Raw genomic sequence first — 11,116 nt, 5'->3', positions numbered from 1 at the left:
CAATCTAGAAGACTAGTGGAAAACTACTGTTATTCCAACTACACGCTCTGGATGTATGTGACCAGGTTGTTGAAGTTCGTGATGGCTGGCTGCAAACATGATGAGCTTTGTGGTGACTCAAACAGTACCGAATTTAAATCAGGGAGAAGGCTTATTTTAAGTACTGTCGCTCAATATCATTATGTGGAACCATTTCCACAAATACCCTGTCAAACCAGCTCCTGCTAAACAAAATAAATTGACCAGAATACACCGGTAACAACAAATAAATGTACAATAGTGAGACCCCGGTAATCGGCTGCAGACAACTGAAAACTGCGATAGCTGGTACGGTTTTTCCCTTTTCCATATACACGCGAGTCAATCGCTTCCGCAAGTGTTTCCGCTCGTTGAATTAATGAAAAAAGCAGCGGAATCAGCATGGGTATATACAAGTACACCCTTTGAAAGAAGGAGTGCTCTTTGACATCGATTCCTCTTGCTTTTTGTGCAAGTACGATACGATCAAATTCGCTCACAATCGTCGGGATGAAACGAATTGCAATAGTAACCATCAGGGAAAATTGTTCAACAGGAACACCAAAACGGGATAATGGCTTGAGCAGTCGTTCTAAACCGGCAGTTAACATTAGTGGCTTTGTGGTGAATGTAAGTATAGATGCCATGAAAATGAGCAGTACAATTCTCCACGCAAACCGGATTCCCTGATGAATTCCTTCCTGTGTTAAATGGAAGACGGACCATTCCCACAGGACAATTTCCCCTTTAGTAAGAAACGCATTGTACACACCTGTAAACAAAAGGATGAACAGAATTGGACGTAAACTTTTCCAATAGTATCGCAACGAAACATTAGAGGCGAACAGAAGGAAAAAAATAAAGATTGTGGCCAGTACATACTCTGCCACAGACTGAATCATGACAAACCATACCATGATACTGATCATAGAAACTAGCTTTGTGCGCGGATCAAGCCGATGCAGTATCGACTCCTTTTCAATATACTGTCCCAGAATGATCGCCTCAGACAATTTGTTCACCCCGCTTGGTCACTGCTTTGCGAACCGCTGCTAAAATATCCGCTTCCCTGCAGCTGGCGATATCAACGTATTCTTTCGTCAGTTTTTCTACACTATTTTTTAGCTGAACAGATGGTGGAAGAATCATTCCGCTTTCTTCCACAAGATTTCCATGATGGAAAAACAAAGCTGATGCATCCATATGTGTAACAATTCTGCCACGTTGCATAACGAGCACATCATCTGAATACTCGGCAACATCTTCCATATGATGGGAGACAAAGATAACAGTATGGCCCTTTTCTTGCCAGTGCTTGATTCCTTCTACTATTTTCTTTCGACTCATGGGATCAAGTGCTGCTGTTGGTTCGTCAAGCAGTAAAATCTTAGGCTCAGTTATCATGACAGATGCAATCGCAAGTTTTCTGCGCTGTCCCCCACTTAGCTGAAATGGGGATTTAGTGATAATTTCTTCAGGCAGATCAAAAAGCTGCAGTATTTTTGAGATAGCTTCAGTCTTCCTTTTTTTCGAGTACTGTTTGTGCTTCAAACCTAACACAAGTTCTTTATATACAGTTGTCTGGAAAAATTGATGTTCAGGATATTGAAAAACATATCCCACTTCGGAAATAGCTGTTGTATCAATACTTTTTTTCCGTACAATCTTCCTATTGTCGAAAAAATACTCTCCACTGTCGATCGTAACTAATCCTTTAAGCGTTTTAAGCAATGTTGATTTTCCTGAACCGGATGTTCCAATAACGGAAATCCATCTCCCTCTAGAGATAGAACAGGTTATATTATGTAAAATTTTTTCTTTACCGATACAAACATTTATATCTTTTAATGTAAAAACCATAAAGATTCAGCCAACTTTCTCCAATCGAGAGAGGAATCAACAGGTATATTTAGTGCCTCGGATGCACGGAAGACAAAAGGTTTATCCAGTCCGTAGTCAGTTACGGGGGTAGTTGTAAAAAATTGGAATGGAGAACCATCAAATAGCAGTTCACCCTTGTGAACAAAAAGAAGACGTTTGGCTTCTAATGCCTCTTCCATATGATGGGTAATATGAATAATCGTTATCCCAAGTTGATTCAACTGGCGCATTATGGCGAGTATATCTTGCCTCCCCTTTGGGTCAAGCATAGATGTCGCCTCATCAAAAAGAATATAGCTCGGTTCCATAGCCAAAATAGCTGCAATAGCAATCTTTTGTTTTTGCCCGCCGGATAAATATTGTGGCATCGCATACTTGTATGACGACATTCCAACCATTGCTAGGGTCCTGTTAATGCGCTCATCCATTTCCTCTTTAGGAACCCGAATATTTTCCAGACCAAACACGATTTCATCTAAAACCGATGTTGTAATAAACTGATTTTCCGGATTTTGAAAAATATATCCAACATGCTTTCGAATGGATTGAATATATGAATTATTAGCTGTTTTCATCCCAAAAACTTCAACAGACCCTTTTTTGGGAGTAAAAAGACCATTCATCAATTTTGCAATGGTTGACTTCCCACAGCCATTTTGACCGACAAGGGCGACATATTCCTGTTCTGTTATGGAAAAGTTGAGACTGGAAACAATCGGATTGTTATTTTTATAATAAAAACTAACCTGATCAAACATAATCATAAAATATCACCTTTCTGCTGGTCGCAAATTCATAACTCTGCAACATCTAAAACACCTTTTGCCAATAGTTCGGAATCCTCGCCTGACACAAAAATTTCAATGCAGTCCTTCTTCTCCACAAAATCAAACCATACATTAGAATCAACATATACCGGGTTATGAAATGTCATCATGCAAGATTTTGCCCACTGCCCCGTGTGCTTCATGCTGTACAATGACTGTGCGAGTCCCATGATATACGCTCCATGGGCAATAGCTTTTTTAGTGCTGCTTTTATTGTCTTCGATTTCTTGTATATGAATAGAGGCCTTATCTTTTGAAACATTTGCATAATGCTGAACTGCTTCTCTCGTAATCTTTCTTTTTTCCATATTAAGTATCATTCCTTTCGCTGTGCTCAAGGCACAAAAATGTAATGAAAGAAGCTCCCCATCCACGTTAAAAGTTGCTATAATATAGTTGGATAAACAGATACACTACAGAGCACGGGGAGGTGAGTGGTGACAGTTATATACTGCCCGCATATTAAAGATGTGCCGTTTGCCTTTTCAAGAACAAATAAGTGTGCCATCGAGCACGTAAACTAATCCTTGTATAAACAATTCCAGTTTATTATTGGGCAAACAGTCAATGTCTGTTCTATCCACTATAAATGTAACGGGGATGTGTTATAAAACTCCAGTATTGAACCTAAGTATGTGCATTGATAACGTAAGCTTACGAAATTACATTTTTTTCCAAGTTTACTTTTTAGTAGGCCTATTTGTTATACACATTTTTATTTATGATGTAATTTTAGGTTCTTTCAAACTACTCACCTGGTATCATTAATGTTGTCTTAGCGGTCGCTATAATTTCATGTTGATAGAAACAAGTTAAAAGATAAACTTTATACTCATCCGAACCAACTTTTCTTTGTTTTTTTAAGGTAAGCGTACAATCCAGTGTCATATCGGATGTAATTGGACAAACGTAATGATATGTCTGTTTCACATGCAAAAGGAATCTATCTTCCTGCTTCCATGAATCAAACAATTGCCAGAACAGCATAATCATCGTTGGCGGCGCAATGTAATTACCATTTACTTGTGTTAATGGTGCTTCAATAGATTGTGCATATTGCCTAACCCATTCCGCTGTCATAACAACTTCACGAGATTCATTCACTCATATCGCCTCTACTAGTACTGCCAGTCCCATTCCCCCACCTATTCCAAGGGTTGCAAGACCTCTTTTATAGTTTCCGTACTTCATTTCTGTCATTAATCGTGTCATCAAAATAGCTCCGGATGCCCCGTATGGATGTCCTAATGCTATAGCCCCGCCATTCACATTTACTTTTTCTTCCGGTATTTCGAGTTCTTTGAGTGATGCAAGCACTTGTGAAGAAAATGCTTCGTTAAATTCGACGATATCAATATCTTCTATCGTTAATTGCTGTCGTTTTAACAGTTTTTTTACCGCTGGAACAGGACCAATGCCAAGTAAGGCTGGATCTACCCCTGCCACTGCAGCATCCACAAAACGCACAGCCGGTACCAGCCCAAGTTCTTTGCATTTTTGGCTCGACATTGTCAGCACTAATGCCGCACCATCATTAACCGGGCAAGCATTTCCAGCCGTCACACTTCCGTCTTTGTGAAATAATGGAGGCATTCGTCTCAGGATATTCTCCAATTTTGAGTGATCACGTGGACATTCATCTGCACTCACCAGTTGCCCTGTAACTTCCAATGGAACAATTTCATCCGAAAAACGCTTTCTCCTTATAGCATTAATCGCTTTTTTATGACTTTTTCCTGCGTATTCATCTTGTGCTTCTCTGGTTATCTGATATTTTTTCGCAACATTCTCCGCCGCAATCCCCATATCAGGGTCACCATAAGAAGGTGGTGTGAAAGGGGCACGCTCATATAATGTGGGTGTGCCTGACATATGCTTTGGTCTTGCCAGTTTCCACGGTTCCCGACTCGTGCTTTCTGTACCGCCCGCCAGATAAATTTCACCCGCACCGCTTTGAATGTGACGTGCTGCAAGTTGAATTGCCTCAAGTCCGGACCCGCATTGCCTATCAATTGTTACCCCCGGTACAGTAACAGGCAGCCCAGCATTAAGTAATGACACGCGGGAAATGTTTCCCCCTGGACCTACCACATTCCCAGCAATGACATCAGCTACTGATTCAGCAGCTAGTCCACTTTCAGTCATGATTCTCTCAATGAGTGGCGATAGAAGTTTTTCCGGATCAAGTGACTTCAGTACTCCCCCCTTTTTGCCTATTGGGGTTCGTTTAGCTGTCACGAAAACACATTCTGTCATGAGAGCACACCCCTCATTTGGTCTTCCATCGCCTTACGCGCTACCTTACCGCCGCCTGTATAGACAAAGGAATCAACCGTCATTACCTTTTTAGGGATTTTATATGCTGCCAAAAAATCAGAACAATATTTTCTCAAATTAACAGTTGAAAGTTCCCTTTCGCCTTTCCAGGAAACAATGGCACCAACTTTTTCACCCCAGTGTAGATCGGGAATGCCAAACACCATGGATTCCTTAACTTCCGGGATTTGCTTAAGAACAGTTTCCACTTCTTCAGGGAAAACATTCAATCCGCCCGTAATAATCATATTCTTCTTTCGTCCGCTTAGATATAATTGATTATTTTCATCCAGATAGCCATAATCTCCTAATAAAAGCCAGCCATCATGAAAAACAGCTTTAGTCTCTTCAGGCATGTGATCATAGCCAGTGAAAACCATTTCGCTTTTTACCCTGAGCTGCCCCACTTCCCCTCTGTCATGTTCCCATCCATTTTCATCACATACACAGATTTCAACTCCAGGAAAAATCCTCCCTGCAGAATTTAAGCCGGTTTCTTCTGAGACATCCAGGTAGCTAATATAACTTGCCTCCGAGGTACCATAGAACTCAAATAACTTTGTTTTGCCAAATCGTTTAATAGCCTGTTTCTTCATAGCTGCAGTCCACCTCGAACCCGAACTGATCAATCTCTTAATGTCCGCTTCATTTATTGTACTCTCGATTAATGATTGAATCATCGTAGGAACAACAAACAAAATAATATCTTTGTACTGATTGCATATAGCAGCCACTTTTTCCGCATTGAATTTACGAACCATATGAAACGTACCACCAAGATATAAGCTCTGTATAAGCACAAACAATGATAGAGAATGAGCAAAGGAACCCGGCGCGATAAAATGATCGTTCTCTTTAAACCTAAATACGTCTATACCTGATTCAAAACTTTTAATCCATGATTGGTGACTTCGCATAAACCCTTTTGGTTTCCCGGTTGTTCCAGAGGTATAGCCTATGAATAGCATTTCATTCGTTTCCATAACAGTATCTTCTGTTTGTGAAGCTAGCCATGTACTATAGGAAGTGATATCCTTATCTTCTTGAAAAGAAATCTTTGTTTGCATGGTTTTATCAGGGATTTTCATAAGCTTATATTTGTCCCCAAAAAGAAGTGAAAGATTGTTATTGTCTAATACTTGAATCATTTCTTTTTGACTCCATTTGGGATCAAGCACTACCGGGATACAGCCGGCATAGATTGCACCAAGAAATACTTCCGCATACTCTATACAATTATCGGAGATAATCACAACTCTGTCATTTACTCCTTTATTTTTCTTTAACCCACAGGAAACTTTTCTCACTTGATGAAGAAGATCGGCATATGTACATGTTTTCCCTCTTTCACAAATCGCAATTTTGTCAGGTGATTTTTTTGCGTGTTGAATAATAGCATCCATTACATTCCATGATTTCATTTGCATACTTACACTCCCTGAGTTTTCTCTTCCATTGGACTGACCGGTTTTAATTGCACTGCAATGAAAGCAGCAATAACTGCTTTCAGACAGTCCCCAGGCAGGAACACCGTTGCACCAACAAGCCCTGCCCATACAGAAGTACCTGTAATTATTGCCATAACAGGCGCACCAATTAAACTAACAAGTATCACACCAAACAAAATGTTAATAGCAATTACCTTCCACACAGCTAATTTACTCCAAATCTTTTCAACAAAGTAACCAATTAGATAAGCTGCAATTGGCCAGCTGAGAATATAACCGGCAGAAGGACCGACCAGCACAGAAAAACCTCCACGTCCACCTGTTAACAGCGGTAAGCCAATCGCAATTAAAACAATAAATAACACTAAACTTAGCGCTCCCATTTTCCTTCCTAAAAAGCAGCCTGCCAGCATGACACCCAAAGTTTGTGCAGTAATTGGCACAGGAATAAATCCTAGCGGAATCGGTGGAATTATACCCAGCACACCAATCAACGCGGCAAATAACGCTATGTAAACCATTTCTTTTGTAGACATATCTTCTCCCCCCATTTAGATTATAAAAAGATACTATCTATTGTATTTAGTAATCACTCATTTGTAAACCCGTTATTTAATACGGTTTACAAATGAGTGTTATAAATACTTTAGAAGACTCGTGAAAAACTACTGTTTTTATGGCGGTACATAGTGCCTGCTCCTACATACAGTCCGGCCCTCTGCTGTTGGCACGGTCTACCCCATGCATTGCCTTGGCCTCAGCGAAGCCATGTTCACGCTGAACACGCTTGTTCTGGATGTCCTAGTAGTTGCCGTCATTCTGAATTTGTTTTTCTTAATTTTCAGTCCTCACTTTATCGATTTTTTCCTGCCGTTTTCTTTGGTGTTCAGGGTTGTGGGTTTCCCTTTGCCAAGTCGGAACTTCTTCCAACTCATGGTCCCGCAGCGAAATCAAAGGCATGATGCCTTGAGAAAATAGATAAGCCATACGCCGGTGCGCCATATGCCTTGTCACCTGAAAATATCTGTATATGGATTTGTGGATGCTGAAAACGGATAGCGTTTAGCTGTTGTTGGCTTATTTCTCTTTCGGCTGTACCGGAAGCAATACTTGCGTCAGTTTTCAAAATAATCCCTGATTCAACGTCTGCCAGGTTGTGCACAAGGTAACGCGGATAGGCTTCCTGCCGCTCTTTTTGTACAGACGGGCATATCAGTTAACATACCTTTTCCAATTGGAATGGCTTTAGCCTTCCTTCTGCCGACTCTACCTGTGCTTCGTACCCCATGAACTGTCATTCATAACGCACGCAGGAATATTGATGGGATAGTTTCAGAAAACCTGGTTTCATCATTCCTATCCTCCGTTGCAAAGTTAGAATCTATGAAAATGAATTCCTTGCATTTCACGCTGTGAAGCGCTTATAGCAGAACTTGTCGCGCGCGCCCGTATAATTGAATAATGATATTTGCAATCACTCAAAAATTTATCGAACATACATCTTATTTGACTTTTGTATTTACTTTTCTTTCTCTTCTTTGCCATACTTTGAAGAAAGGTTTTTAACCTGTGCTCTATTTGCACTTTGTAAGTCAAAATAACTACTGTTCTTTAATATTTAAACTTCTTAGCTGAGGAGAAACTGTTAGAACAATGCTGAAGGCCAACTCTTTCAGCTACTCGTATAGTTGGTTTATTAACAGAGCGAATACGCGCCACAACCGGTAAATTGGGGAGGTAAACGTCTGCCATTTCAACAGCAGTTCCAGCCACTTCTTTCGCATTCCCACGACCCCAAGCCTTAGGTGAAAACCTGTAATAAAGGTTTAATATATTCCGGTTTTTCCAGTTTTCTCGTCTGATGCCGTCGAATCCAATTATTTCCGGTGAGGATGGTAAAATAACCGCCCAGTATCCGTAAATTTCCCAGTTGTTTCTCCATTCTTTTAAAGTTTCTTCTGCTTCGTTAATGTCTTTCATCGGGCCAGCAGGTCGATATTTATTTGTGGCAGGGTTTCCTTCAATCGAAAAAACAGAATGCAAATCTTCTTCCTCTGGTATTCGAAGAAACAGATTTTCTGTTCTAACGCTTTCAAATGTATTATGAATTGAATCGTCCATTTTGTCGCACCCAAAAAGAATTGCTTTATCTTAATACACAAGTCAGTTATCTCGATTTCAGCTAAAAAAAATGCAAAGAAATGATCTAACCTTATTTCGCAATGTGGCCCCTTATACGTGATATTGAGCTAATCCTTATTAGGGAAAAGCGCCCGATAAAAGGAACATAGCCACCGGTATCGGTTCTGTGGCCGCCATTGCCGCAGTCTTACGTGCCTTTGTTTGAGCGACCCATCCTGTCCTCCACACAGTGATCTTATTAACTTCACAGCACCTCAATGTGATAGAAAATTTGAACCATTGACAATGGTTTTATCGATGTTACAATTTAACTAACAATTGAAAAATCACTAGGGGTGCCTTTTAAAAAGGCTGAGATTAAAGTGATGAACTTTAAGACCCTTTGAACCTGATACGGTTGATGCCGGCGAAGGGAAGTGACCGAACGATAATTACCATTCTATAACCAACTATACGTTCAAAACCACTTTCCTCCCATCAGGAAAGTGGTTTTTTTAATGTTTTCAAAGTGGTAAAGGAGCTGTGTCAGTGGACCGTGTTCAAAAATGTGAGGCAACTATCGGAAAACTCCATGTCATCTCAACCGGGCAGCAATCCCCGGAAGAACTGACGGCAATAACCGAACAGATCGTTCACCAGGCAGATGTTATTCATCTTCGGGAGAAATCATGGTCCGATAAAAAAATGATTCAAACCATCCAGCTGCTTCATTCCAAAGGTGTGCCGATGGATAAACTTGTTGTCAATCATCGTGTGGCAATTGCCCATGACATGAACACTAAAGGCGTGCAACTCACTCATGCCAGCATTGATCAAGAGACTGTTCGTCGTACTTACCCCAATCTTAATATTGGCTGTTCTGTCCACTCGGTACAAGAGGCCATTTATGCCTGGCGTCATGGTGCTGATTATTTAGTTTTCGGTCACGTATTCAGAACCCGGTCAAAACCCGGCTTACCACCTAAAGGGCTGACAGAATTAAGAAAAGTTGTTCAACACGTCAACATTCCCGTCCTGGCAATTGGCGGGATCACACCGGAAAACACACCGGATGTCATGCAAGCTGGAGCAAGCGGAATTGCAGTATTATCCGGAATACTAATGGCCAAAAATCCTCTTGAAAAAGCAGCAGCCTATAATGAGGCATTGCAGAAAGGCGGTGAGCGAAATGTATGATGTCATTATTGTTGGCGGCGGTGTTATTGGAAGTTCGATTGCCTTTCAGTTAAGCAAACGCCATTATCATGTTCTCATCATCGAAAAAGATGCAATCGGACAGAAAACATCCAGAGCCGCAGCAGGCATGTTGGGCGCCCAAAATGAAGTGGGTACCGACAATCCGCTTTCATTACTTGGACGTCAAAGCAGAGCAATGTTTCCTTTATTAGCCCAAGAGCTAAAATCACTCAGCGGAATCGATATCGAGCTGATTCAAAGCGGCATAATCCGACTCGCCCGAACGGAAGGAGAATCAAAACAGTTAAAACAGACTGCTGAACGTCAGCAGAATTCAGGTGAAGACGCAAAATGGCTATCCCGTGAACAACTGAACGAAAAAGAACCGAAACTTTCTGCTGATTCCGTGGCAGGGGCACTTTATATACCTAATGACGGTCAGGTCAATGCACCACTGTTAACGAAAGCGCTGGCGCATTCGGCTGTTAAATTAGGGGCAGAGATTCTGGAAAATACGGAAGTACAGGATTTTTTAACCGAGAACAGTCGTATAACCGGCGTCAAAACAACTACCCGCACAATCTTAGCCAAAACAGTTATTACAGCAGGCGGGGTATGGAGCCGGGAGCTTTTGAAAAAAACCGATCTGCTATTGGATCTGTACCCGGTAAAAGGCGAATGTTTTTCCGTTTATCATGATGATCATTTGATGACATCCAGTATATTTTCACCGGGGTGTTATGTTGTACCGAAGTCCGGCGGCAGATTCATTATCGGCGCTACACAAAAGCCCAATAGTCTAGATGAGTCCGTACGGCTGGACGGTCTGCATTCACTGATGAAGCGTGCCATTGGTCTGATCCCTGAACTCAGAAATGCAAAATGGGAAAAGGCGTGGACCGGTCACAGGCCACAAACGAAAACAGGATTGCCCTATATGGGCGAACATCCTGAAATTAACGGATTATGGGTGGCAGCCGGACATTTTCGAAACGGTATTTTATTAGCACCGATTACTGGTTCGCTGATGGCAGATTATATCGAAGGAAAACCTGTCAATGATACCTTTCGACTTCAGCAACTATCACATAAGGAGGTTAATCTATGAATCTCTTAATTAACGGTTCGACGGTTCAATTACCGGAGCATATAAGGACGATTTCGGATGTTATTAATCACTTTGCAGCTGATCAGCCAGTGGTCATCGTTGAATATAACGGTGAAATCTTGGATAAGGAAACCCATTCGACAACAAATGTTGCGGATGGCGATAAACTGGAATTGGTCAATTTTGTAGGAGGTGGCTGA

Annotated in this window: 12 protein-coding genes, 1 pseudogene and 1 riboswitch; of the genes and pseudogenes, 3 read left to right on the top strand and 10 right to left on the bottom strand. The window is 41.2% G+C overall.

Features of this window, described 5'->3' with window-relative positions:
* Nucleotides 1–224: 224 nt before the first annotated feature.
* From AOX59_RS02290 to AOX59_RS02250, 10 genes and pseudogenes are all read right to left on the bottom strand, one after another.
* Nucleotides 225–1,031: an energy-coupling factor transporter transmembrane component T family protein gene (locus AOX59_RS02290; protein WP_068441264.1), complete on the bottom strand. Its 807-nt coding sequence runs from the start codon at nucleotides 1,029–1,031 to the stop codon at nucleotides 225–227.
* A complete protein-coding gene (locus tag AOX59_RS02285; protein WP_068441261.1) occupies nucleotides 1,024–1,878 on the bottom strand; it encodes an ATP-binding cassette domain-containing protein in 855 nt (284 codons plus the stop codon). Before AOX59_RS02285 ends, AOX59_RS02290 begins: the two co-directional genes overlap by 8 nt.
* A complete protein-coding gene (locus AOX59_RS02280; protein WP_068441258.1) occupies nucleotides 1,863–2,663 on the bottom strand; it encodes an ATP-binding cassette domain-containing protein in 801 nt (266 codons plus the stop codon). Before AOX59_RS02280 ends, AOX59_RS02285 begins: the two co-directional genes overlap by 16 nt.
* Before the next feature lie 29 nt (nucleotides 2,664–2,692).
* On the bottom strand, nucleotides 2,693–3,034 hold the full coding sequence (locus AOX59_RS02275; protein WP_068441255.1) for a MaoC family dehydratase: 342 nt from the start codon (nucleotides 3,032–3,034) through the stop codon (nucleotides 2,693–2,695).
* A 439-nt stretch (nucleotides 3,035–3,473) separates the two neighbouring features.
* Nucleotides 3,474–3,830, bottom strand: a complete 357-nt coding sequence (locus AOX59_RS02270; RefSeq protein ID WP_068441253.1) for a hypothetical protein — start codon at nucleotides 3,828–3,830, stop codon at nucleotides 3,474–3,476.
* Complete coding sequence (locus tag AOX59_RS02265; RefSeq protein WP_068441250.1) at nucleotides 3,831–4,982, bottom strand: thiolase family protein; 1,152 nt, start codon at nucleotides 4,980–4,982, stop codon at nucleotides 3,831–3,833.
* Entirely contained in the window at nucleotides 4,979–6,469 is a 1,491-nt protein-coding gene (locus AOX59_RS02260) for an AMP-binding protein (protein WP_068441247.1), read from the bottom strand. The genes AOX59_RS02265 and AOX59_RS02260 overlap by 4 nt, the downstream gene beginning before the upstream one ends.
* Nucleotides 6,470–6,471: 2 nt before the next feature.
* Nucleotides 6,472–7,026: a biotin transporter BioY gene (locus AOX59_RS02255; protein WP_068441244.1), complete on the bottom strand. Its 555-nt coding sequence runs from the start codon at nucleotides 7,024–7,026 to the stop codon at nucleotides 6,472–6,474.
* Nucleotides 7,027–7,529: 503 nt separating this feature from the next.
* Nucleotides 7,530–7,676 (bottom strand): annotated as a pseudogene (locus tag AOX59_RS20770) (IS5/IS1182 family transposase); the annotation flags it as partial.
* Between the two features lie 425 nt (nucleotides 7,677–8,101).
* Nucleotides 8,102–8,611, bottom strand: coding sequence for a GNAT family N-acetyltransferase (locus AOX59_RS02250; RefSeq protein WP_068441241.1), 510 nt, complete (start codon nucleotides 8,609–8,611; stop codon nucleotides 8,102–8,104).
* Between the two features lie 342 nt (nucleotides 8,612–8,953).
* A riboswitch (TPP riboswitch) is annotated at nucleotides 8,954–9,064 on the top strand.
* A gap of 96 nt (nucleotides 9,065–9,160) precedes the next feature.
* Between AOX59_RS02250 and tenI the strand changes: the two genes are divergently transcribed.
* The 3 genes from tenI to thiS are packed head-to-tail and all read left to right on the top strand — an operon-like array spanning nucleotide 9,161 to nucleotide 11,116.
* On the top strand, nucleotides 9,161–9,808 hold the full coding sequence (gene tenI / locus AOX59_RS02245; protein WP_082684090.1) for a thiazole tautomerase TenI: 648 nt from the start codon (nucleotides 9,161–9,163) through the stop codon (nucleotides 9,806–9,808).
* Entirely contained in the window at nucleotides 9,801–10,916 is a 1,116-nt protein-coding gene (thiO, locus tag AOX59_RS02240) for a glycine oxidase ThiO (RefSeq protein ID WP_068441236.1), read from the top strand. Before tenI ends, thiO begins: the two co-directional genes overlap by 8 nt.
* Nucleotides 10,913–11,116, top strand: coding sequence for a sulfur carrier protein ThiS (thiS, locus tag AOX59_RS02235; RefSeq protein ID WP_068441233.1), 204 nt, complete (start codon nucleotides 10,913–10,915; stop codon nucleotides 11,114–11,116). Before thiO ends, thiS begins: the two co-directional genes overlap by 4 nt.

The organism is Lentibacillus amyloliquefaciens (assembly GCF_001307805.1).
GTDB lineage: Bacteria > Bacillota > Bacilli > Bacillales > Amphibacillaceae > Lentibacillus > Lentibacillus amyloliquefaciens.
The sequence above is the reverse complement of the archived record's forward strand: the minus strand, read 5'-3'. Positions and strand labels throughout refer to the sequence as shown.

Bases quoted from the DNA above. Each gene is read 5' to 3' on its own strand.
- AOX59_RS02285 (WP_068441261.1), bottom strand. From the start codon at position 1,878: ATGGTTTTTACATTAAAAGATATAAATGTTTGTATCGGTAAAGAAAAA.
- AOX59_RS02280 (WP_068441258.1), bottom strand. From the start codon at position 2,663: ATGATTATGTTTGATCAGGTTAGTTTTTATTATAAAAATAACAATCCG.
- AOX59_RS02275 (WP_068441255.1), bottom strand. From the start codon at position 3,034: ATGGAAAAAAGAAAGATTACGAGAGAAGCAGTTCAGCATTATGCAAAT.
- AOX59_RS02265 (WP_068441250.1), bottom strand. From the start codon at position 4,982: ATGACAGAATGTGTTTTCGTGACAGCTAAACGAACCCCAATAGGCAAA.
- AOX59_RS02260 (WP_068441247.1), bottom strand. From the start codon at position 6,469: ATGCAAATGAAATCATGGAATGTAATGGATGCTATTATTCAACACGCA.
- AOX59_RS02255 (WP_068441244.1), bottom strand. From the start codon at position 7,026: ATGTCTACAAAAGAAATGGTTTACATAGCGTTATTTGCCGCGTTGATT.
- AOX59_RS02250 (WP_068441241.1), bottom strand. From the start codon at position 8,611: ATGGACGATTCAATTCATAATACATTTGAAAGCGTTAGAACAGAAAAT.
- thiO (WP_068441236.1), top strand. From the start codon at position 9,801: ATGTATGATGTCATTATTGTTGGCGGCGGTGTTATTGGAAGTTCGATT.
- thiS (WP_068441233.1), top strand. From the start codon at position 10,913: ATGAATCTCTTAATTAACGGTTCGACGGTTCAATTACCGGAGCATATA.